Here is a 21,215-nt window from a genome sequence, read left to right on the forward strand (position 1 = left end):
TATTGAGGGATCGTTGAACAATCCTCTACGGTGCTACGCACGGCGCCGCCTCCCGCACCACGGCGCCGACCGCTTCCGTACGGCACGGCTCCCCGAAGCACCCTCCGTCCTTCTTCTGCGAGGTGCCCATGAGCACGACCCCTCCGCCACAGGCCCTGACCGACGACACGCGTCCCGCGAACACCGCACACGCCCCGGACGACGGGGCGTTCGGCTGGCTGCGGGCCCTCGGCCCGCGCGGCCGCCGCGCGTTCGCCGGCGCCTTCGGCGGCTATGCCCTGGACTCGTACGACTACTTCACGCTGCCGCTGAGCATGGTCGCGCTGGCGGCGTACTTCGGCCTGAACAGCGGCCAGACCGGCCTGTTCACCACGGTGACGCTGGTGGTCTCCGCGGTCGGCGGCGCCCTCGCGGGCATGCTCGCGGACCGTGTCGGCCGTGTGAAGGCGCTGATGCTGACGGTCATCACCTACGCGGTCTTCACGGTCGCCTGCGGTTTCGCGCCCGACTACGAGACGCTGCTGGTCTTCCGGGCGCTCCAGGGCCTCGGCTTCGGCGGGGAGTGGGCGGTCGGCGCGATCCTGGTCGCCGAGTACGCGAGCGCGAAGAACCGGGGCCGTACGCTCGGCGCGATCCAGAGCTCCTGGGCCGTGGGCTGGGGTCTGGCCGCGCTCGTCTACACCCTCGTCTTCACCGTCGCCGACGACGACCTGGCCTGGCGCATCATGTTCTGGACCGGGGCGCTGCCCGCGCTGCTGGTGATCTGGGTGCGGCGCAGCGTGCACGACGCGCCCGAGGCCGCCGCGGCGCGCGAACAGAGCGCGGAGAAGGGCTCGTTCAAGGCCATCTTCAAGCCCGGCCTGCTGCGGATCACGATCTTCGCCGGGCTGCTGTCGACCGGTGTCCAGGGCGGCTACTACACGCTGGCCACCTGGGTCCCGACGTACCTCAAGACCGAGCGCGACCTGTCGGTCGTCGGCACCGGCGGCTATCTGACGTTCCTGATCTCGGGCGCCTTCACCGGCTACCTGACCGGCGGCTACCTCACCGACCGGCTCGGCCGACGGCGCAACATCTGGCTGTTCGCGCTGCTGTCGGCGGTCTGCATCCTGGCGTACGCGAACATACCGAGCGGCGCCAACGCCCTGGTGCTGGTGCTCGGTTTCCCGCTCGGGTTCTGCATGTCGGCCATCTTCAGCGGCTTCGGGTCGTACCTGAGCGAGCTGTACCCGACGGCCGTGCGCGGCACGGGCCAGGGGTTCACGTACAACACCGGGCGTGCGGTGGGTGCCGTGTTCCCGACGACGGTCGGGTTCCTGGCGGACAGCTGGGGTGTGGGCGGCGCGCTGGTCTTCGGTGCGATCGGCTACGGCGTCGCGGCGCTGGCCCTGCTCGGCCTGCCGGAGACGCGCGGCAAGGAGCTGACGTGAGCCGCGCGGGCACCGAGGACCGTCCCGTGGTCCTCACCGACGAGCACGCGCGCGCGTGGAGCCCGCGAACGGCCCGGGCCCGCTTCCGCGACGGCCTCACCGGTCCCACCGCCGGTGTCGCGGCGGGCCACACCCAGGTCAACCTGATCTCGGTGCCCGCCGACTGGGCCTACGACATGCTGCTGTTCTGCCAGCGCAATCCGAAGCCCTGCCCGGTCCTCGACGTCACCGACGCCGGATCCTGGACGACCGTCCTCGCCGAGGGCGCGGACCTGCGCACCGATCTGCCGCGCTACCGGGTGTGGCGGGACGGCGAGCTGGTGGACGAGCCGACGGACGTGCGCGCCCACTGGCGGGACGACCTGGTGTCGTTCCTGATCGGCTGCAGCTTCACCTTCGAGTGGGCGCTGGGCGAGGCCGGCGTGCCGATCCGCCACGTCGAGCAGGGCCGCAACGTCCCGATGTACGTGACGAGCCGGCAGTGCCGTCCGGCGGGGCGGCTGCACGGGCCGCTGGTGGTGTCGATGCGGCCGGTGCCGCCGCGGCACCTGTCGGCGGCCATCCGGGAGAGCAGTCTGCTGCCCGCGGTGCACGGCAGCCCCGTACACTGCGGCGACCCCGCGGGCCTCGGCGTCGACGACCTCGGCCGCCCCGACTTCGGCGACCCGGTGGACGCCGAACCGGACGACATCCCGGTGTTCTGGGCGTGCGGAGTGACCCCGCAGGCGGCCGTGATGGCCTCGCGCCCGCCGTTCGCCCTCACCCACGCCCCGGGGCAGATGTTCCTCACCGACGCCCGCGACGAGCAGTACCGCGTGGCCTGACAGGAGACACGACCGTGACCTCGATCGACCTCAACGCCGACCTCGGCGAGGGCTTCGGCCGCTGGCAACTCACCGACGACGAAAGGCTGCTGTCCGTCGTCACCAGCGCCAACGTGGCGTGCGGCTTCCACGCAGGGGACGCGGCCACCATGCGCCGGGTGTGCGAGCTGGCGGCCGTCCGCGGGGTCCGGATCGGCGCCCAGGTGTCCTACCGGGACCTGGCCGGGTTCGGCCGGCGCGCGATGGACGTGCCGTCGGCCGAGCTGACGGCCGAAGTGGCCTACCAGGTCGGCGCGCTGGAGGTGTTCGCCCGCGCGGCCGGTGCCCGCGTGTCCTACGTCAAACCGCACGGCGCGCTCTACAACCGGGTCGTGCACGACGAGGAGCAGGCCGCCGCGGTCGTCGACGGCGTGCTCCTCGCGGACGCCGCCCTGCCGGTGCTCGGCCTGCCCGGCTCGCGCCTGCTGGAGCTGGCGGGGAAGGCCGGACTGCCCGTGGTCGGCGAGGCGTTCGCAGACCGCGCGTACACCGACGCGGGCACCCTCGTCCCCCGCACGCAGGAGGGCGCGGTGGTCACCGACCCCGACGCCGTCGTGGAGCGGTCCCTGGGCCTGGCCCGCTCCGGCGAGGTCGTCTCCCGCTCGGGGGCGCGCGTCGAGGTGCGCGCGCGGTCCCTGTGCCTGCACGGCGACACACCGGGCGCGGTGGATCTGGCGCGCCGGGTGCGGGAGCGGCTGGAGGCCTCGGGGGTCCGGGTGGAGGCCTTCGCATGAGGGTCCTGCCCGTCGGCGAGGACGCCCTGCTCGTCGAGGTCTCCTCGGGCCAGGAGGCCCAGGCCCTGCACGCGGAGCTGCTGCGGCGCCGCGCGGAGGGCTCGCTCACGGCCCGCGAGATCGTCCCGGCGGCCCGTACGGTCCTCCTCGACGGCCTCGACTCCCCCGCCCGGCTGGCGGCCGAACTGACCGCCGCCGATCTGCCGCCCGCTCCTCCCCACGCGCGCGAGGTGGTCGAGATCCCCGTGCGCTACGACGGACCCGACCTGGCCGACGTCGCCGCGCACTGGGGCGTGCCGGAGCGGGAGGTGGCCCGCGTCCACGCGCAGACCGAGTTCCGGGTCGCCTTCTGCGGCTTCGCCCCCGGCTTCGGCTACCTCACGGGCCTGCCGCCCCGCTACGACGTCCCCCGCCGCTCCACCCCGCGCACGGCCGTCCCGGCCGGGTCGGTGGCCCTGGCCGGCCCGTACACGGGCGTGTATCCGCGCTCCTCGCCGGGCGGCTGGCAGCTGATCGGCACGACCGACGCGGTGCTGTGGGACCACGCGCGCGTGCCGGCCGCCCTGCTGTCGCCCGGTACGCATGTGCGGTTCGTCCCCGAGGCGGGCGCATGACGGACCGCGCGCTGGCCGTCGTACGAGCCGGGGCCCTGACCACCGTGCAGGACCTGGGGCGCCCCGGGCACGCCCACCTCGGCGTGCCGCGCTCCGGGGCGCTGGACCGGCCCGCAGCGGACCTCGTCAACCGGCTGACCGGCAATCCCCCTGGCGCGGCGGTGCTGGAGACGACCCTCGACGGCTGTGCCGTACGCCCCCGTTGCACCGTCACCGTCGCCGTGACCGGGGCGCCCTGCCGGGTCACTGTGGACGGCCGGCCCGTCGCCTGGGGTGCGCCGGTGCGCGTACCGGCCGGGACGCTGCTGGACGTCGGCCCCGCCCGGTCGGGCGTACGCACCTATGTGGGCGTCTCCGGAGGCATCGCCGTCGAGCCCGTCCTCGGCAGCCGCTCGACCGACCTGCTGTCGGGGCTGGGTCCGGCCCCGCTCACGGACGGCACGGTCCTGCCGCTGGGCCGGCCGAGCGGCGCGCACGCGCGCGTGGACGTCGCCCCGCAGCCGGCGCCTCCGGCCGAACTGGTCCTGCGGGTGACGCTCGGCCCGCGCGACGGCTGGTTCACCTCCGGGGCCGTGCGCACCTTCCTCTCCCGCGCCTACCGGGTGTCCTCGGCGAGCAACCGCATCGGTCTGCGCACGGAAGGACCCGCCCTGGAGCGCTCCCGGTCCGGGGAACTCCCCAGCGAGGGCATGGTGCTGGGAGCCGTCCAGGTGCCGCCCGACGGCAGGCCGGTGGTGTTCCTGGCGGACCATCCGACCACCGGGGGCTATCCGGTCATCGCGGTGGTCCGCCCGGCCGACCTGCCGGCCGCCGCCCAGGCGGTTCCCGGCACGCCGGTGCGGTTCGTGGCGGTGCGCCGGCGCTGAGGGGTGTCGCACGGCACGGTGCCGCGCGGCGACGGACCTGTTCAGGCGGCGTCCGGCTGTTCCGCCACCGACAGAGCGGCGAGAGCGACGGAGACGGCGGCGGAGGCCCGCAGGGCGAGCCGGGCGCTCGTCCGCCGGGCGCGGTGCCGCAGTTCGTCGGCGGGGAGGGCGAGGAGCTGCGGCAGCAGGTCGGTGCACCGGCGGGCGACCCGGCCGGTGCCGACCGTGGCCGGCCAGGACAGGCTCGCCGACCCGCCCGGGACGGGAGACTCCGGCTCGGGCGAGGGCGCGGGCCCGGCGGCGATGCCGTACTCCGCGAGCAACGTGTCGAAGCGCAGGGCGAGTTGCCGGTGCCCCCGCTCCGAGGGACGCAGCCGGTCCGCGCTCCCCAGCGCCCGGTCGGTGATCCGGTCGCCCGCGCAGGCGTGCAGGTGCGGGGCCCCGTACCGCGCGGACAGGGCGTGCACCACCGTGTTCACGGCCCGTTGCCGCCGGGCGGCGGACGGGCCGGCACCCCCGGCAGTCCCAGCGTGGTGCCCGGGTCGGCAGGCAGGCGGTGAGCAGGATGGCGCCCTGCGCGGTGAGGGCCGCGTAGACCCGGTCGAGCCGGGCGGTCACCGCCCCGATGTCGAAGGTGCAGCGCAGGGTGTCGTTGACGCCGACGACCACGGATACGAGGTCGGGCCGCAGCTCCCGCGCGGCGGGCAACTGCCGCTCCAGCACGTCCCGGGTCTGGGCCCCGCTCACCGCGAGGGCGGTGAGACGGGCCGGCCGCGCGGCGAGCCCCTCCGACAGCAGGGCGGCCCAGTCGCGCCACACCCCTGCCCCGACGGCGTCTCGCAGCCCCTCGGTCAGCACGTCACCGAGGGGCTGCGAAGCGCGGGGACACCTCCCACCGCGCAGGCACCGCGAGGCCCTCGGTCTCACGCCACTCCCCCTGTCACGGGCGGGCGTACGGGCCACGCCGGAGCGGCCGCGTCATGGGCGGCGAGGAACGCGCCGACCGCCGTGTCCCAGCCGAAGCACTCCGCACGCGCGCGTGCCGCCTCGCGCCGGTCCGCCTCCGGACGCTCCAGCAGCAGGTCCACGGCGTCCGCGAACGCCTCCGCGGAGTCGTCCGCGACCGCCCCGGCGGAACCGATCAGCTCCGGGAGCGCCGACGACGCGCTCGCCACCACGGGCGTACCGCAGGCCATCGCCTCCAGCGCGGCGAGTCCGAAGGTCTCGGCCGGCCCGGGCGCCAGGGCGACGTCGGCGGACGCCTGGAGCGCGCTCAGCACAGAGCGGTCCGAGACATGCCCGAGGAAGGTGACCGGCAGGGCGCTCTCGTGTGCCCGCCGGGCGAGCCGGGCCCGCAGCGGGCCGTCCCCGGCCACCACCAGCACCGCCGGGCGTCCGCGCCGCCGCAGCGCCTGAAGGGCGTCCAGTGCCGTGCCGGGCCGCTTCTCCACGGACAGCCGGGAGCACATCACCAGCAGCGTCTCGTCCGCGCGTGCGTGCCGCGCCCGCAGCCAAGGGTCGTGCAGCCCCGGGTGCCGTCGCGCCAGGTCGACACCGAGCGGAGCGCGGACCACGTTGCGTGCCCCGATGCGCACGAACTCCCGCTCGGCGAACTCGGTGGTGCACACCACGCGCGTGTACGTGTGCGCGGTGCGGCGGTTGAGGGCGTCGGCGGCGCGCCGGGCGGCCCGCTCTGGCAGGCCCCAGGTGCGCAGTACGCCGTCCGCCGTCTCGTGGGAGACCATCACGGCGGGCACCCGGGCGCGTCGCGCCCATGCGCCGGTCCACCGCAGGGTCGTACGGTCGGACACCTCCAGCCGGTCCGGCGCGAGGTCCTCCAGGAGCCGCGCCACGCGCCGCCTGTCGGCGAGGACGCGGTAGCCGCCGGTGCCGGGCAGCAGCGGGCCGGGGAGGGTGATCACGCGCCCCTGCTCGGTCTCCTCGTCGCCGACCCGCTCTCCGGGGACCACCAGGACGGGCTCGTGCCCGGCCTCCTGGAAGCCCTTGCCCAGTTCCCGCAGGGCGGTGCGCAGCCCGCCGGACGCGGGCGCGACGAAGTTGGCGAGCCGGACGATGCGCAGCGACCGGCCGTTCCCGCCGTCCGTACCCCGCCCGTCACTCGGGCTGCCGACGTCGCCGGAGGCCTGCCCGTCGCCTGGGCCGTTCACGCCGCCGGAGCCCTTGCCTCCCGCTCGCGAGCCTTCCGCCGCACTTATGCCGCCACCGCCGTCCGGCGCCCGGTGAGCACCCGCGCGTAGTGCCCGATCAGCCGGTCGCCGACCGCCGCCCAGGTGCGCCCCTCGACCGTGGCGCGCCCGGCGGCGCCGAAGGCGGCCCGCAGCCCGGGCTCGGCGGCCAGGGCGCGCACCGCGTCCCGTACGGCGGTCGCGTCGCGCGGCGGCACCAGCAGCCCGGTCCGCCCGTGCGCGACCAGGTCGAGCGGTCCGCCGGCGGCGGGCGCCACCACCGGCAGGCCGCTCGCCATGGCCTCCTGGACGGTCTGGCAGAAGGTCTCGAAGGGGCCCGTGTGCACGAACACGTCGAGCGAGGCGAAGACACGGGCGAGGTCGTCACCGGTGCGCCGGCCCAGGAAGACCGCGCCCGGCAGGGCCTGTTCCAGCGAGGCCCGGCTGGGGCCGTCACCGACGATGACGAGCCGGACGCCCTCCAGTGCGGCGGCCCCGGCGAGGAGTTCGACCTGCTTCTCGGGGGCGAGCCGGCCGACGTAGCCGACGATCGGCTCGCCGCCGGGGGCGAGCGCACGGCGCAGTGCCTCGTCGCGGCGGTCGGGACGGAACCGTTCCGTGTCGACGCCGCGCGGCCACAGCTCCACCCGGGGCACACCGTGGGCCCGGAGGTCGTGCAGGGCCGCGCTGGAGGGGGCGAGGGTGAGGTCGGCGGAACCGTGCACCGAGCGGATGCGCCGCCAGGCGGCGGCCTCCCCGGTGCCCATGTAGGTGCGGGCGTATCCGGCCAGGTCGGTCTGGTACACGGCGACGGCGGGAACACCGAGCCGGGCCGCCGCGGCCATGCCGCGCACGCCGAGGACGAAGGGACTGGCGAGGTGGACGACGTCGGCGCGGTGCTCTGCGATCGTGGCGGCCAGGCGGCGGCTGGGCAGGGCGACGCGGACCTGGGGGTAACCGGGGAGCGGCAGGGAGGGGACGTGGACGACGGGGCACGGCGCTTCGGCGCCGGGCCTGCTGCCGGGTGCGGGGGCCGGGGCGACGACGACGGGGGCGTGACCGCGGTCGACGAGGTGCCGGGCGGTCTGGAGCGCGCAGTGGGCCACGCCGTTCACGTCGGGGGGAAAGGATTCGGTCACGATGACGACACGCATACCGGTGTTGTCGCCGCGCCGGACGTGACCCCGTCGACGTGGATCTTTCCGGACGAGGAACGTCCCATGAGCTTCTGAGGCGCGCTCGCGCAGGTCAGACGGTGTCCACACCGCGCTGACCAGCGAGTCACCCCGTGTTCACCTCGGCGGCCTGAATCCGCCCGGGCATCGTCGCTCAGAGGATCACACGGCGGTCTCCTCGGGCCCGATCCGGCTGCGCACGGCCGTCTGCACCTCGTCCTCCTCGGCCGGGTCGGCGGCGAGCCGGCGCAGTCGCTCGACGACGCGGGTGTCTCCGGTCTCGGCGTGCCGGGCGGCGAGTCCGCGGGTGGTCTCCTCGCAGTCCCAGAGGCATTCGACGGCGAAGCCCGTGGCGAAGGAGGGGTCGGTGGCGGCGAGGGCGCGTGCGGCGCGGCCGCGCAGGTGGGAGGAGGCGGTCTCGCGGTAGACGTGGCGCAGGACGGGCGCCGCGCAGGCGATGCCGAGCCGTCCGGTGCCGTCGACGAGGGTCCACAGGGTCGGGGCGTCGGGGCCCTCGCCCCGCACGGCCTCGCGCAGCGCGGCGAGGACCTGGTCGCGGTCCTTTGCTCCGCCCCGGCAGGCGAGGACGCGTCCGGCGGCGGCGCCCAGCGCGTCCGGCCGGCCGGCCCAGCCGCGGGCCCGGTCGACGGCGGCGAGGGAGCGCATCCGTTCGAAGGCGTCGACGGCGGCGTCCACGACGACCGTGGAGCCGGTGGCCACGGCGCCTTCGATCAGGTCGAGGGCGGCGGGGTCGTTGCTGTCGGCGAGGTAGCGCAGGGCCGTGCAGCGGGCTCCGTCGGTGCCGTCCCCGGCCGTCCGGACGATCTCGGGCCGGTCGTCGGGGCCCGCGACGGCGGTGAGGCACCGGGCGGCCGGCACATGGAGCGCGGCGCCCCTCTCCAGGCCCTGCTGGGCCCATTCGAAGACGGCCCGCACGCTCCAGCCGGGGCGCGGGCCGGGCGGTCGCATCTGCCGCTGCCAGCGGTCGAAGCAGCCGGTCTCGTGAGCGGCACGCACGCGCGTGGCGACGGATGCGCGCGGATCCTCGGCCCACAGCCGCCACGGCCGGGGCTCGAAGGCGTCCCGGACGGCGGCGGCCAGCTCGGCGTCGCCCTCCGGATCGGCCGGAAAGCGCGCGAGGACGGGGGCGGCGAGGGCGCGCAGGCCCGCGTCGTCGTCCCTGAGGGCCAGCTCGTCGAGGGCCCAGGCCCAGTTGGAGCCGTGGGCGGCGTACCTGCGCAGCAGTTGGAGAGCGTCTCGCCTGCCGTAGGAGGCGAGGTGGCCGAGGACGGCGAGGGCGAGTCCGGTGCGCGACTCGTCCGTGTCGAGGACGTCCTCGGCGCCGAAGAGGTGGGCCTCGACCTCGTCCAGTTCGCCGTTCAGGTCGAGGAAGAGCCGTGCGTAGTAGAGGGAGCGGTTCTCCACCTGCCAGTCGTGGCGGGGGTCGCGCAGCACGCAGTGGTTCAGCGCCGCGAGCGCCTCGGGGCGCGGGGCGGTGAGCGCGTGCAGCGTGCCGTCGCCGCGGCCCCGCTGGAGCAGGCCGAGCAGCGTACCGCTGGGCGCTATGACCGGATCGAACATGGGAAACAGCCTCACATCAAGCGTCGACGCAACCGGGGACGTGTACTACCTGGCCGCGCGACAACACGCCGGAGTGCCCGCCGTTTCCTGCTTGCTGTAGACCATCTTCCTCTGCCTCTCGTCGGTGGCCCTTGCGGACCGCGTCACGGCCCGCGCGGTGCGGCAACACCTGCCCAACCATCACGTCCGTGAACCACGTCGTCATGATGACCCGGCACTTCCGTCTGCCGCGACCGAAATTTCGGCGGCCCTGTACCGCCTCCCCCGTTGTGTGTGTCGTTGCAGGTCAGACTGGTCGGCTCAGTGCTGGCCGAACAGTTCGAGCAGTTCCGTCCGGCCGAACATCCGGGCCGTGTCGACCGCCGAGGGCGTACCGGCGGACGGGTCGGCGCCGCCTTCCAGGAGGGCCTTGACGACGTCCGTCTCGCCCTTGAAGGCCGCTCCGGCGAGCGGGGTCTGGCCCCGGTCGTTCACCCGGTCTGCCTCGGCGCCGCGGGAGAGCAGCGCGCGCACCGCGTCGGAGTGGCCGTGGTAGGCGGCGAGCATCACGAGCGAGTCGCCGCGGTCGTTGGTGAGGTCGGCGGGAACACCCGCGTCGACGTACGCCACGAGTTCCTCGGTCCGTCCCCGCCGGGCCAGATCGAAGATCTTGGTCGCCAGCTCCACGACCTCGGGGTCGGGGACTTCGGTCATCGGCCGGACCGCCTCTCCAGTACGCGTCACGTCGGCTGTGTACGCCTCGGGTGGCACAGCCGTACGGGTGAATCGCCAGGGTACTGGCTCGCGCCTCACATGACCCGATGTGCCCGAGGTGAAGATCACCGCAGACCCGGCGCACCGCGACAGCCCAGCTCAACCCGGTCAAGGACTGCTGCGCCGGTTGGGGAAAATCATCCACTTTCAACCCGGTTGCACCTTTTATCGTATGGATACATCCTGTGAGCCTGGAAGTACTCATGGTGACTGTCCCCGCGAACCAGGAGAACCCACATGATCCTCTCGATCTCTTGCGTGGTCCTGCTCGGCATCGTCCTCTTCGTCTTCTGCCGCAAGGACGGCCTGAAGGCCTCCCACGCGGTGGTGGCGATGCTCTTCGGCTTCTACCTGGCGAGCACGGCCATCGCCCCGAGCATCAAGGCGGGCGGCGAGAGCCTGGCGAGCCTCCTCAACGGCATGAAGTTCTGACGCCCCCACCCCCGTACGCATCCCGCTCGCACGCACCTCCTGGAGGCAGCAGTGGCCCGGCGCCCCCTCCCCCGCATTCTGAGCAACGGCAGCGCGCAGCTCGCCCGGAGCCGGGAGCTGGCCCGGACGGCCGCCGACAGCGCCACGGACATCCTCCATCCGCTGATCGCGATCGCGCGGGGTCTGCGCCGGCTGGCATCCGCCGGGCGGCGCAGATGGACCGCGACCCCGAAGGAGAAGCGGGGGGCGCTGCTGTTCCTGGCGGCCTCCGTGGTCCTGGTGGTGGCTCTGGTGCCGTACGGACCGCTGCTCGCCGCCGTCACCCTGATGGCGGCGGCGGCCTGGCAGGGCCGGGACCGCGCACCGGCGGCGTCCGACGGGCCCGACGAGTCGCAGAGCGAGCGCCTGAGGTCCCTGTACGAGGCGCTCGTGCCGTACTTCTCCTCGGCCGACGACCCGGAGCCGCTGTACGCGCACGGCGGCGCGTGGGACAAGGTCTTCCCCACCTACTCGTTCGACGGCGGCGGCCGGATCTCCCACCTCGTCGTCCGCTACCCGGCGTACTTCACCGACGGCGAGGCCGAGGCCCGGGCCCGGATCGAGCACCTCCTCGTGGCCAAGTCGGGCCGGGGCCGTGAGTACCACTTCACCTGGGACGAGGAGGGCAACCAGTTGACGGTCGCCGTGCTGGCGCCGCTCCCCGACGACATCACCGCCCAGCGTTTCGTCACCACCCCGGGCGAGACGGTCCTCGGCTTCACCGACCCGACCCGGGTCCGCCGCACGCTGCCGCTCACCCACGGCGGACAGCGGCGCGACGTGCCCCCGGTCGTCTGGCGCACGGGACTGCGTTCCACCGAGCCGCACCTGCTCGCCCTGGGCCAGCCCGGCAGCGGCACCTCCACCCTGCTGCGGTCGATCGCCCTGCAGGCCCTCCAGCACGGTGACGTGGTGATCGTCGACGGCGGCGGCACCGGCGAGTACGCCTGCCTGACCGGACGGGACGGCGTCCTGGCCGTCGAGTGCGGCCTCTCCGGGGCGACGGCGAGCCTGGAGTGGGCCGCCACCGAGACGGAGCGCCGTCTCATCGCCGCGAACCGCGCCCACCAGGCGGGCCACCCGCCACCCGACGACACCAAGCGCCCGCTGTGGATCCTGCTGGACCGCCCGACCGCGTTCACCCATCTGGCCGCCGCCGAGGACGACCGCAAGGACCCGCAGTTGCTCCTCCAGGTCCCCCTCCGGCACGGCCGCCCGGCCAACGTGACGGTGGTGATCGCCGACCAGCTGGACAGCCTCGACTCGCTCGGCGAACCGGTGCGCCGGCACACGCGGGCGCGGGTGGTCCTCGGCCCCGCGACGGCGGACCAGCTCGAGTCGGTCCTGGGCGCACCCCCGCGCACCACCCCGGTGGACGAGGTCCCGCCCGGCCGCGGCTACGCCCGTCTGGGCACGGGCCCGGTCCACCGCGTCCAGGTACCGGCCACCCCCAACCCCTACGACGACGCGACGCCCGACGCCCACCGCGAGGCGGTCCTGGCACTCCTCCCGCCGCGCACGACACCGGCGGACGGCGAGACGGTCCCGGAACCGGCCCCGGCCCCGGCGGACCGGGAACCGGAGCCGGAACCGGTCGCGGCGTTCGAGCGGACGGCGCAGGCAGCGCAGGCTCCGGACGCGCAGCCCGACCCGGCGCCGGTCCTGACCAAGGAGCCGCTCCCGGACCCGGTAGCGGTCCTCACGAAGCCGACGGAGGCGAAGTCGACCTAGTCACGGTCAGGCCACGAAGGTGCGCGGCGCCTCGGCACCCCCGACCCCGCCGCTCTCCACCAGCGCGGCCGCCGCGGCCAGCCGCACCGCCGCCTCCTCGGCCACCGCCCCGCCCACGGTGAACGGCAGGCGCACGTATCCCTCGAACGCACCGTCCACCCCGAACCGGGGCCCGGACGGCACCCGCACACCCACGCGCTCCCCCGCCTCCGCGAGCCGCGATCCGGAGAGGCCTCCGGTGCGGACCCACAGCGTGAGCCCGCCCCGGGGCACCTCGAACTCCCATCCGGGCAGCTCCCGCCGCACGGCGGCCACCAGCTCGTCGCGGTTCTGCCGGGCCTGCTCCCGCCGGACCTCCACGGCCTGCTCCCACCCGCCGGTCCCGAACAGCCAGTTGACCGCCAGCTGCTCCAGCACCGGCGTCCCCAGGTCGGCATAGGCGCGTGCCGCGACCAGGGAGCGGATCACGTCCGGCGCGGCCCGCACCCAGCCGATCCGCATACCGGCCCAGAACGCCTTGCTCGCCGAACCGACCGTGATCACGGTCGACCCGGCCGGGTCGAAGGCGCACACCGGCCGCGGCATCCGCACGTCCGGGTCGAGCCACAGCTCGGTCATCGTCTCGTCGGCGATCAGCACGGTCCCCGCGGACCGCGCCTGGTCCACCAGCCGCCGCCGCTGGTCCTCGTCCGCGAGCGCCCCGGTCGGGTTGTGGAAGTCGGCGACGACGTACGCGATGCGCGGCGCGGCGTCCCGCAGGACCTGCCGCCAGCGGTCCATGTCCCACCCCGCGAGGCCCTCGGCCATCGCCACGGGCACGAGACGTGCCCCGGCCTCCCGCATCAGCTGGAGGATGTTCGCGTACGAGGGCGACTCGACGGCGATGCGCTCCCCCCGTCCGCCGAACAGGTGGCAGATGGCGTCGATGGCGCCCATGGCCCCGGTCGTCACCATGATCTGCTCGGGCATGGTCGGGATCCCGCGCGCGGTGTAGCGCTCGGCGATCATCGCCCGCAGCGCGGGCAGCCCTGCGGGGTAGTCGCCGTGCGTGTGGGCGTACGGCGGCAGCTCCTCCAGGGCGCCCTGGACCGCCCGGGTCAGCCACGGCTCGGGCGCCGGCAGAGCGGCGCAGCCGAGGTCGATCACCGAGCCCAGGGCCTCCGGCGGGAGCGGCTCCAGCCCTCGGGCGGGCAGCGGGTTCCCTGCGGGGACGGCCGTCCAGCTGCCCGCGCCCCGGCGCGACTCCAGGAACCCCTCGCCGCGCAGCGCCTCGTAGGCGGCGGCCACCGTCGTACGGCTGACGGAGAGGGAGAGGGCCAGTTCGCGCTCGGCGGGCAGCCGGGCGGCCACCGGCACGCGGCCCTCCAGCACGAGCAGCCGGATGCCGTCGGCCAGTGCCCGGTAGGCGGGCGGCCGGCGAGTGCCGGGCCCTGCCGGGCGGTCCTGCTGGGACTTGAGCAGCCGGGCGAGCTGTGCCGCCCCCACGGCCGAGGTCCACTGCGCCATCGGAATCAGTCCACCTTCCCCGGATTGGCCCTGGATGGCTTCTCCATTCAAGCCACAGGGTGTCATGCGGCAGTCCACTACCACCACAGGGGGCACATCATGTCCACGCGGGGGCGTCTCGCCCGGCGGCTGATCCAGCTCTACGTCGGTCTCGCGCTGTACGGGGCGAGCTCGGCGCTGCTCGTCCGGTCGGGGCTCGGACTGGAGCCGTGGAACGTGCTGCACCAGGGCCTCGCCGAGCGCACGGGTCTGCCGATCGGCGTCGTCCTGACGATCGTGGGCGCCGTGGTGCTGCTCGCGTGGATCCCGCTGCGCCAGCGACCGGGCCTGGGCACGATCTCCAACGTGCTGGTCATCGGCATGGCGATGGACGCGACGCTGGCCCTCGTCCCCGACGCGCAGGGCTGGGCGCTCTGCGTGGCGCTGATGGCGACGGGGATCGTCCTGAACGGCGCGGCGACCGGACTGTACATCGCGGCCCGCTTCGGCCCGGGCCCGCGCGACGGCCTCATGACCGGCCTGCACCAGCTCACGGGCGTCTCGATCCGCCTGGTGCGCACGGGCATCGAGCTCACGGTCGTGGCGACCGGCTTCGCCCTGGGCGGCACCGTCGGGGTCGGCACGCTGCTGTACGCGGTGTCGATCGGCCCGCTCTCCCAGGTGTTCCTGCGCGTGTTCGCCGTCCACCCGGCACCCGGCGGCAGCACCGTCGTTGCCTCCGGTCGACCAGGAGGAGCGATACTGCGTCCGTGACCTCGCGGATACGCCATCCCTACCTCGACCATCCCGGCCCGATCCCCTTCGCCCACCGGGGCGGGGCCGCGAACGGCCTGGAGAACACCGTGCGGCAGTTCCGCTCCGCCGTGCAGGCGGGGTACCGCTACATCGAGACGGACGTCCACACCACCCTGGACGGCACCCTGGTGGCCTTCCACGACGAGACGCTGGACCGGATGACGGACGGGGCGGGCCGGATCGCCGACCTGCCGTGGCGGGAGGTACGCCACGCGCGCGTGGGCGGTGTCGAGCCGGTGCCGCGGTTCGAGGAGCTCCTGGAGACCTTCCCCGAGGTGCGCTGGAACGTCGACGTGAAGGCGGAGGCCGCCCTCCTGCCCTTCCTCGACCTGGTCGAGCGGACGAACTCCTGGGACCGGATCTGCCTCGGCTCGTTCTCCGAGGCCAGGGTGGTGCGCGCCCAGCGGCTGGCGGGCCCGCGCCTGGCCACGTCGTACGGCACGCGGGGCGTGCTCGGTCTGCGGCTGCGGTCCTGGGGACTGCCGGCCGCGGTGCGCCGTTCGGCGGTCGCGGCCCAGGTCCCGGAGATGCAGTCCGGCATCCAGGTCGTGGACCGGCGTTTCCTGTACACGGCCCACGCGCTCGGGCTCCAGGTGCACGTGTGGACCGTCGACGACGCCGCGAGCATGCACCGGCTTCTGGACCTCGGTGTGGATGGCATCATGACCGATCACATCGACACGTTGCGCGAGGTCATGGAGGACCGCGGCGTCTGGGTCTGAGACCCCGGGGCCCCGCGCCTTCACGCGTGCACGGGGAAGCGAGGGCACGGGTGGGCACCGAAACCCTGCGGACACCGCCCGCCGACGGGGCGGATCTCAGGCGCGAGCAGCGCGGCTGGTACTTCTACGACTGGGCGTGTTCCGTCTACTCGACGAGTGTGCTCACCGTCTTCCTCGGCCCGTACCTGACGTCGGTCGCGGAGTCGGCCGCAGACGCCGGCGGGTACGTCCACCCGCTGGGCATCCCGGTGCGCGCCGGGTCCTTCTTCGCGTACTCGGTGTCCCTGTCGGTGATCGTGGCCGTGCTGGTGATGCCCCTGGTGGGTGCCGCCGCCGACCGCACCGGACGCAAGAAGCCGCTGCTCGCGGCCGCCGCCTACCTCGGGGCCACGGCCACGGCGGCCATGTTCTTCCTGGACGGTGACCGCTATCTGCTCGGCGGGGCCCTCCTGGTCGTCGCGAACGCCGCCCAGTCGGTGGCGATGATGCTGTACAACTCCTACCTGCCACAGATCGCCCCACCCGAGCAGCGGGACGCGGTCTCCTCCCGCGGCTGGGCCTTCGGCTACGCGGCGGGCTCCCTGGTCCTCGTGGGCAACCTGGTCCTCTACACGGGGCACGAGAGCTTCGGCCTCTCGGAGAGCGCGGCGGTCCGCGTCTGCCTGGCCTCGGCCGGCCTGTGGTGGGGCGCCTTCGCCCTGATCCCGCTGACCCGGCTGCGCGACCGCAGGACCGTTCGGCGCGAGGCGGCGCTCCCGGGTTTCCGGCAGCTCGCGGCGACCGTCCGCGACATGCGCCGCCATCCGCTGACCCTGGCGTTCCTGCTGGCCTACCTCGTCTACAACGACGGCATCCAGACGGTGATCTCCCAGGCCTCGGTCTACGGCTCCGAGGAACTCGGCCTCGGGCAGTCCACCCTCATCGGCGCCGTGCTGCTGGTGCAGGTGCTGGCGGTCGCCGGGGCGCTGACGATGGGCAGGCTGGCCCGGAGGTACGGGGCCAAGCCCACGATCCTCGGCTCACTGGTCGCCTGGACGGGGACGCTCGCCGCCGGGTTCTTCCTGCCCGCCGGGGCGCCGGTGTGGTTCTTCGTCCTGGCCGCCGGGATCGGCCTGGTCCTCGGCGGCAGCCAGGCGCTGTCCCGCTCCCTGTTCTCCCATCTCGTCCCGCCCGGCAAGGAGGCCGAGTACTTCTCCGCGTACGAGATGAGCGACCGCGGGATGAGCTGGCTCGGGCCGCTGCTGTTCGGGCTCACGTACCAGCTGACCGGGAGCTACCGGGACGCGATCATCTCGCTGGTGGTCTTCTTCGTCCTGGGGTTCGCCCTGCTCGCCCGGGTCCCGGTGCGGCGTGCGATCGAAGAAGCGGGGAATCCGGTTCCCGAGAGGATTTAGCACTCGAGACGAAAGGGCTGTAGTGTACGCGTTTGGCCTGCCAGACGTACCGTTACTGCGCGTCAAAGATGCCGAAACGGCGCGTCACATCTGCTAGCAGATGTGACAAACCGGGCACTGGTGGGTACAACAAGGGCGGCTACGACGGCGACGCATGACCCGGAACGGGACTCGGAACGGGAATCTTTACCGCCGACCGGACGTTGACCGGATGACGACGACAGCGACACCTGTCCTGTGGGCGACAAGCCCGGGAGGCACGATTCATGAGTGAGCGAGCTCTTCGCGGCACGCGCCTCGTGGTGACCAGCTACGAGACGGACCGCGGCATCGACCTGGCCCCGCGCCAGGCCGTGGAGTACGCATGCGAGAAGGGGCACCGCTTCGAGATGCCCTTCTCGGTCGAGGCGGAGATCCCGCCGGAGTGGGAGTGCAAGGTCTGCGGGGCCCAGGCACTCCTGGTGGACGGCGACGGCCCGGAAGAGAAGAAGGCCAAGCCCGCGCGTACGCATTGGGACATGCTGATGGAGCGGCGCACCCGTGAGGAACTCGAAGAGGTCCTCGAGGAGCGTCTGGCGGTTCTGCGCTCCGGTGCGATGAACATCGCCGTTCATCCCCGGGACAGCCGCAAGTCGGCGTAAGTCCCTCCGGGGACCTGGCCGACGCAACTGAGCGTCATGAGACCGCGGGCGCCGTACGTCACGTACGGCGCCCGCGGTCTTGTACGTACGCGCGCGGCCGGGCCGGAGCCCGTGAGCCCGAGGGCTCAGTGCATCAGCGGCGGGCGCTGCCGCTGCTCCGGGGAGTCCCCCGGCTCGTCCCGGACGACCTCGCCCTGGACGACCTTGCCGTCGGGCCGGTACATCCGGGCCTGCTGGAAGGCGCCGCCCAGGCTGCCCGGGTCGGCCTCGCGGAGCTTGCGCTCGAAGGTGCGCTCGGCGGAGCGGCTCACGGCCTTCTGCACCGGGGGCAGCAGCAGGAGCAGTCCCGCCGCGTCCGACATCAGGCCGGGGAGGATCAGGAGCAGACCGCCCAGCATCGTCAGGCCGTTGCCCTCACCGGTGGACCGCGCCTCGGGCAACGCACCGCTCTGCTGCTGTTGCAGCGCCTCGGACAGCTTCCGGAAGGCGCGCCGGCCGGCCCGCTTGATGACCACCGAACCGAGGACGAGGCCCGCGAGCAGGATCAGGAGCACCACGAACCCGCTCGTCGCGCTCGCGACCATCGTGAGCAGCCAGATCTCCAGCACGAGCCACACGGCGAGCCCCAGCGGCAGGAACGTGCGCAGCCGGGAACGCCGGGGCCGGGCGGGGTTCCTGGGGGTCTGAGCGCCAGTCGTCATGCGTCCAGTGTGCCTGGCCGCGGTTCAGCGCGGGATAAGGCCGCCATCAGCGGTTTCCGCGAGGCGGCGGTCGCGGGCGGGGCTACGGCCTCGCCGGCTTGCCGCCGCGTCCCGTGACCTTGCCGACCCGCTCCCCGACGCCCCACGCCGTGACGCGCCACAGCGCCTCGACGAGGATGTCGCGGCTCATCTTGGAGTCGCCGAGCTCGCGCTCGACGAAGGTGATGGGCACCTCGATCACGTGGTAGCCGGCCTTGACCGCGCGGCGGGCGAGGTCGACCTGGAAGCAGTAGCCCTGGGAGGCGACGTCGTCGAGGCCGAGGCCCTCCAGGGTCTCGCGGCGGAAGGCCCGGTAGCCGCCGGTGACGTCGCGCAGCGGCAGGTCGAGCGCCAGCCGGGAGTACAGGCTTCCGCCCCGGGAGATCACCTCGCGGGACTTGGGCCAGTTGACCACCCGGCCGCCCGGCACCCACCGCGAGCCCAGCACCAGGTCGGCGCCCTTGAGGGCGGTGAGCAGACGGGGCAGCTCCTCCGGCTGGTGGGAGCCGTCGGCGTCCATCTCGACGAGCACGCCGTAGTCGCGCTCCAGACCCCAGCGGAAACCGGCGAGATAGGCCGCGCCCAGGCCTTCCTTGCCCTGGCGGTGCAGGACGTGGACCTGGTCGTCCTCGACGGCCAGTTCGTCGGCCAGCTTGCCCGTGCCGTCCGGGCTGTTGTCGTCGGCCACGAGCACGTGCGCCTCGGGGACGGCCTCCCGCACCCGGCCGACGATGCGCTTGATGTTCTCCGCCTCGTTGTAGGTCGGGATGATCACCAAGGCCGTGCCGAGCGGGCCGAACTTCCGCCCCTGGGCTCTTGCCGCCGGGGTTCCGTCGCCGTCGTTCACTGCTGCCCCTTCATGTCCGTACGCAGGGGTCCACCATAGTGGCCCCCGCCTGCGCCGACGTGACAGGACGTTCGAATCGTGGTGTCGAATGCGCGGGGAGCGCGCCCGCGGGTGGGAGCGTCCGGCGGATGGGGGCCCGGCGCCCTTCGGGCCGGCCTGGGACCCGCTGGCTGCGGATCGATCCAAAGCCGTTGTCTACTGAGCGCCCGGGCCCCACCCGGGTCACACCTCCCCGACCGGCAGGAGCGTTCCCTCGGCGCTTCGCCGGCCTGAGCCTGGCGTCCAGTGGCGGTGCCCCGGTGCGGCACACCGTCCCTGACCCGGCGGCGCCGCGGCGAGTGCGCGGACGGTCCCCGGTCGGGCGTCCGGTGGTGGACCCGGCCGAACCTACCGGCCCCCCGCGGCCGCCTGTCAACAGCCGTCCCACCTGCGCTTCGTGCGGTAACGCCCAGGTCAGAGCAGAGGATGCGCAGGTCGCGCACCGAGGGGGCGGCGTGCGGCTTCACGCCCGCCACCCCCGTAGATCACTCGCCCGGCCGTACGAAGACCGTGTGTCCGCCCACCACGGTGCGCAGGCAGACGGGCAGGTCGGAGCCCGGCGTCAGGTCGGGCAGCCCCGGGGTGCCGGAGCGGGGGTCGGTCGACCAGCGGGCGACCCGGTCGTCCGGGGCCTGGACGACGAGTTCGCCGGTGCGCCACACGGCGTAGTCGGCCGGGGCGCCGGGCACCAGCACGCCCGCGTCGTCCCGTCCGACGGCCCGCCAGCCGCCGCGGGTGTGCGCCGTGAACGCGGCGCGCACGGAGACGCGGTGCTCCGGGGTGCGGTGGAAGGCGGCGGCCCGGAGCGTGCCCCACGGGTCGAGCGGGGTGACCGGGCTGTCGGAGCCGAAGGCGAGGGGCACCCCGGCCCGCAGCAGCGCGGCGAAGGGGTTCAGACCGCGGGCCCGCCCGGGGCCCAGCCGCTGCGCGTACATGCCCTCCTCGCCGCCCCACAGGGCGTCGAAGGCCGGCTGCACGGACGCGGTGAGGCCGAGTTCGGCGAAGGCCGCGATGGACTCGGGGGTGAGCATCTCGGCATGCTCCACCCGGTGCCGGGCGGCCCGGATCCGGGCGAGGCCCAGCTTCTCGGCGGCGGCACGCACTCCCTCCACGACGGCGTCCACGGCGGCGTCCCCGATGGCGTGGAAACCGGCCTGGAGCCCCGCCTCGGTGCACGCCACGACGTGCGCGGCGACCGCGGCGGCGTCCAGGTACGCCCGGCCGGTGTGCGCGGCGTCGCGGTACGGCCGGTGGAGGCAGGCGGTGTGCGAGCCGAGGGCCCCGTCGACGAACAGATCCCCGGCCGCGCCGACCGCGCCCAGCTCGCGCGCCTTGGCGACGTCCTGCTCGGCCCAGTAGCCGACGACACGCGGCCCGGGCTCCTCAACGGCCAGGCGCAGCAGCCCGGTGAGGTCGTCCTCGGAGGAGATCTCCGGCCCGGCGCACTCGTGGAGGGTGCCGATGCCGAGGGAGACGGCGTGCGCGAGGGCGGCCTCCTGGGCCTGGACGCGCTGCCGGGGTGTGACGGCCCCGAACGCGGCGGCCCGGACGGCGTGATGCGCGTCGGCCGTGAGCGGTCCGTCCTCCCGGTCGGCCTCGGGGACCAGGTCGAGCAGGGCCGTCGTGACGACCGCCGAGTGCACGTCGATCCGGCTGAGGTAGAGCGGCCGGTGCCCGGTCGCCTCGTCGAGTTCGGCTCGCGTCGGGGGACGCCCGCCGGGCCAGCGCGCGGAGTCCCAGCCGTGCCCGAGCAGCACCCGGTCGCCGGGGTGGGCGGCGGCGAAGTCCCGTACGAGGGAGAGGGCGGTCTCGAGGGAGTCGGCGTTCGACAGGTCGAGTCCGGTCAGGGCGAGGCCGGTGGCCGTGGTGTGCACGTGTGCGTCGGTGAAGGCCGGGGTGACGAGCGCGCCGTCCAGCTCGACGACCTCGTCGACGCCCTCCGCGAACGCGTCGGCGGCCCCTTCGGAACCGACCCACGCGATCTGCCCCCGCTCGACGACCATCGCGGTGGCGAAGGGGTCGGCGGGACTGTGCACCTCACCGCGACGCAGCAGAACGGTCTTCGTCGACGCACTGGACTCACTCATGGAGGACAGTCTCACAGGCGTGCTTGCGGCACCCGGCGAA

General features: G+C 74.2%; 19 protein-coding genes and 1 pseudogene. 11 read left to right on the forward strand and 9 right to left on the reverse strand.

What is annotated here, in order from left to right; all coding sequences use genetic code 11:
• The first annotated feature begins 128 nt into the window (after positions 1–128).
• From ACFW6P_RS14795 to ACFW6P_RS14815, 5 genes are read left to right on the forward strand one after another with little or no spacing between them, the layout of a single operon-like run.
• Complete coding sequence (locus tag ACFW6P_RS14795; protein ID WP_386359267.1) at positions 129–1,430, forward strand: MFS transporter; 1,302 nt, start codon at positions 129–131, stop codon at positions 1,428–1,430.
• The gene (locus ACFW6P_RS14800; protein ID WP_386359268.1) at positions 1,427–2,254 is read left to right on the forward strand and encodes a putative hydro-lyase; all 828 of its coding nucleotides are present in this window, start codon (positions 1,427–1,429) and stop codon (positions 2,252–2,254) included. The genes ACFW6P_RS14795 and ACFW6P_RS14800 overlap by 4 nt, the downstream gene beginning before the upstream one ends.
• A gap of 14 nt (positions 2,255–2,268) precedes the next feature.
• Entirely contained in the window at positions 2,269–3,027 is a 759-nt protein-coding gene (locus ACFW6P_RS14805; RefSeq protein ID WP_386359269.1) for a LamB/YcsF family protein, read from the forward strand.
• Complete coding sequence (locus tag ACFW6P_RS14810) at positions 3,024–3,641, forward strand: allophanate hydrolase subunit 1 (RefSeq protein WP_386423815.1); 618 nt, start codon at positions 3,024–3,026, stop codon at positions 3,639–3,641. The genes ACFW6P_RS14805 and ACFW6P_RS14810 overlap by 4 nt, the downstream gene beginning before the upstream one ends.
• Positions 3,638–4,507: a biotin-dependent carboxyltransferase family protein gene (locus tag ACFW6P_RS14815; RefSeq protein ID WP_386359271.1), complete on the forward strand. Its 870-nt coding sequence runs from the start codon at positions 3,638–3,640 to the stop codon at positions 4,505–4,507. Before ACFW6P_RS14810 ends, ACFW6P_RS14815 begins: the two co-directional genes overlap by 4 nt.
• A gap of 41 nt (positions 4,508–4,548) precedes the next feature.
• Here the strand turns inward: ACFW6P_RS14815 and ACFW6P_RS14820 are convergent.
• From ACFW6P_RS14820 to ACFW6P_RS14840, 5 genes and pseudogenes are all read right to left on the reverse strand, one after another.
• Positions 4,549–5,326: pseudogene (locus ACFW6P_RS14820) on the reverse strand (SGNH/GDSL hydrolase family protein).
• 104 nt (positions 5,327–5,430) lie between these two features.
• Positions 5,431–6,588, reverse strand: coding sequence for a glycosyltransferase (locus ACFW6P_RS14825; RefSeq protein ID WP_386359280.1), 1,158 nt, complete (start codon positions 6,586–6,588; stop codon positions 5,431–5,433).
• A 131-nt stretch (positions 6,589–6,719) separates the two neighbouring features.
• Positions 6,720–7,847, reverse strand: a complete 1,128-nt coding sequence (locus ACFW6P_RS14830) for a glycosyltransferase family 4 protein (RefSeq protein WP_386359272.1) — start codon at positions 7,845–7,847, stop codon at positions 6,720–6,722.
• A gap of 183 nt (positions 7,848–8,030) precedes the next feature.
• Positions 8,031–9,449 carry a HEAT repeat domain-containing protein gene (locus tag ACFW6P_RS14835; protein WP_386359273.1) on the reverse strand — a complete coding sequence of 473 codons (1,419 nt, stop codon included), beginning with the start codon at positions 9,447–9,449 and terminating at the stop codon, positions 8,031–8,033.
• 300 nt (positions 9,450–9,749) lie between these two features.
• Positions 9,750–10,142 (reverse strand): ankyrin repeat domain-containing protein, encoded by a 393-nt coding sequence (locus ACFW6P_RS14840; protein WP_386359281.1) that lies wholly within the window; start codon positions 10,140–10,142, stop codon positions 9,750–9,752.
• 297 nt (positions 10,143–10,439) lie between these two features.
• On the opposite strand from ACFW6P_RS14840, the gene ACFW6P_RS14845 reads away from it, so the two are divergent.
• Both ACFW6P_RS14845 and ACFW6P_RS14850 read left to right on the forward strand, forming a co-directional pair.
• Positions 10,440–10,634 carry a hypothetical protein gene (locus ACFW6P_RS14845; protein ID WP_386359274.1) on the forward strand — a complete coding sequence of 65 codons (195 nt, stop codon included), beginning with the start codon at positions 10,440–10,442 and terminating at the stop codon, positions 10,632–10,634.
• A gap of 51 nt (positions 10,635–10,685) precedes the next feature.
• Entirely contained in the window at positions 10,686–12,404 is a 1,719-nt protein-coding gene (locus tag ACFW6P_RS14850) for a hypothetical protein (protein ID WP_386359275.1), read from the forward strand.
• 6 nt (positions 12,405–12,410) lie between these two features.
• Here ACFW6P_RS14850 and ACFW6P_RS14855 read toward each other — a convergent pair whose 3' ends face one another.
• Positions 12,411–13,910, reverse strand: coding sequence for a PLP-dependent aminotransferase family protein (locus ACFW6P_RS14855; RefSeq protein WP_386423817.1), 1,500 nt, complete (start codon positions 13,908–13,910; stop codon positions 12,411–12,413).
• 99 nt (positions 13,911–14,009) lie between these two features.
• Here ACFW6P_RS14855 and ACFW6P_RS14860 point away from each other — a divergent pair, with 99 nt between their 5' ends.
• From ACFW6P_RS14860 to ACFW6P_RS14875, 4 genes are all read left to right on the forward strand, one after another.
• Positions 14,010–14,663 carry a YitT family protein gene (locus ACFW6P_RS14860; RefSeq protein ID WP_386359277.1) on the forward strand — a complete coding sequence of 218 codons (654 nt, stop codon included), beginning with the start codon at positions 14,010–14,012 and terminating at the stop codon, positions 14,661–14,663.
• The gene (locus ACFW6P_RS14865; RefSeq protein WP_386359278.1) at positions 14,660–15,427 is read left to right on the forward strand and encodes a glycerophosphodiester phosphodiesterase; all 768 of its coding nucleotides are present in this window, start codon (positions 14,660–14,662) and stop codon (positions 15,425–15,427) included. Before ACFW6P_RS14860 ends, ACFW6P_RS14865 begins: the two co-directional genes overlap by 4 nt.
• A gap of 50 nt (positions 15,428–15,477) precedes the next feature.
• Positions 15,478–16,821: an MFS transporter gene (locus ACFW6P_RS14870; protein WP_386359279.1), complete on the forward strand. Its 1,344-nt coding sequence runs from the start codon at positions 15,478–15,480 to the stop codon at positions 16,819–16,821.
• A gap of 266 nt (positions 16,822–17,087) precedes the next feature.
• Positions 17,088–17,462 carry an RNA polymerase-binding protein RbpA gene (locus ACFW6P_RS14875; protein WP_003977404.1) on the forward strand — a complete coding sequence of 125 codons (375 nt, stop codon included), beginning with the start codon at positions 17,088–17,090 and terminating at the stop codon, positions 17,460–17,462.
• A 125-nt stretch (positions 17,463–17,587) separates the two neighbouring features.
• Here ACFW6P_RS14875 and fxsA read toward each other — a convergent pair whose 3' ends face one another.
• The 3 genes from fxsA to ACFW6P_RS14890 all read right to left on the reverse strand — a co-directional run bounded on the left by fxsA (position 17,588) and on the right by ACFW6P_RS14890 (position 21,175).
• Positions 17,588–18,163 (reverse strand): FxsA family membrane protein, encoded by a 576-nt coding sequence (gene fxsA / locus ACFW6P_RS14880; protein ID WP_386358116.1) that lies wholly within the window; start codon positions 18,161–18,163, stop codon positions 17,588–17,590.
• Between the two features lie 82 nt (positions 18,164–18,245).
• On the reverse strand, positions 18,246–19,049 hold the full coding sequence (locus ACFW6P_RS14885) for a polyprenol monophosphomannose synthase (protein ID WP_386358117.1): 804 nt from the start codon (positions 19,047–19,049) through the stop codon (positions 18,246–18,248).
• Between the two features lie 524 nt (positions 19,050–19,573).
• Positions 19,574–21,175: an amidohydrolase gene (locus ACFW6P_RS14890; protein ID WP_386423819.1), complete on the reverse strand. Its 1,602-nt coding sequence runs from the start codon at positions 21,173–21,175 to the stop codon at positions 19,574–19,576.
• Positions 21,176–21,215: the final 40 nt, after the last annotated feature.

This window comes from Streptomyces sp. NPDC058741 (genome assembly GCF_042746715.1).
GTDB lineage: Bacteria > Actinomycetota > Actinomycetes > Streptomycetales > Streptomycetaceae > Streptomyces.

Bases quoted from the DNA above. Each gene is read 5' to 3' on its own strand.
- ACFW6P_RS14840 (WP_386359281.1), bottom strand. From the start codon at position 10,142: ATGACCGAAGTCCCCGACCCCGAGGTCGTGGAGCTGGCGACCAAGATC.
- ACFW6P_RS14860 (WP_386359277.1), top strand. From the start codon at position 14,010: ATGTCCACGCGGGGGCGTCTCGCCCGGCGGCTGATCCAGCTCTACGTC.
- ACFW6P_RS14845 (WP_386359274.1), top strand. From the start codon at position 10,440: ATGATCCTCTCGATCTCTTGCGTGGTCCTGCTCGGCATCGTCCTCTTC.
- fxsA (WP_386358116.1), bottom strand. From the start codon at position 18,163: ATGACGACTGGCGCTCAGACCCCCAGGAACCCCGCCCGGCCCCGGCGT.
- ACFW6P_RS14795 (WP_386359267.1), top strand. From the start codon at position 129: ATGAGCACGACCCCTCCGCCACAGGCCCTGACCGACGACACGCGTCCC.
- ACFW6P_RS14855 (WP_386423817.1), bottom strand. From the start codon at position 13,910: ATGGCGCAGTGGACCTCGGCCGTGGGGGCGGCACAGCTCGCCCGGCTG.
- ACFW6P_RS14830 (WP_386359272.1), bottom strand. From the start codon at position 7,847: ATGCGTGTCGTCATCGTGACCGAATCCTTTCCCCCCGACGTGAACGGC.
- ACFW6P_RS14875 (WP_003977404.1), top strand. From the start codon at position 17,088: ATGAGTGAGCGAGCTCTTCGCGGCACGCGCCTCGTGGTGACCAGCTAC.
- ACFW6P_RS14815 (WP_386359271.1), top strand. From the start codon at position 3,638: ATGACGGACCGCGCGCTGGCCGTCGTACGAGCCGGGGCCCTGACCACC.
- ACFW6P_RS14835 (WP_386359273.1), bottom strand. From the start codon at position 9,449: ATGTTCGATCCGGTCATAGCGCCCAGCGGTACGCTGCTCGGCCTGCTC.
- ACFW6P_RS14890 (WP_386423819.1), bottom strand. From the start codon at position 21,175: ATGAGTGAGTCCAGTGCGTCGACGAAGACCGTTCTGCTGCGTCGCGGT.
- ACFW6P_RS14810 (WP_386423815.1), top strand. From the start codon at position 3,024: ATGAGGGTCCTGCCCGTCGGCGAGGACGCCCTGCTCGTCGAGGTCTCC.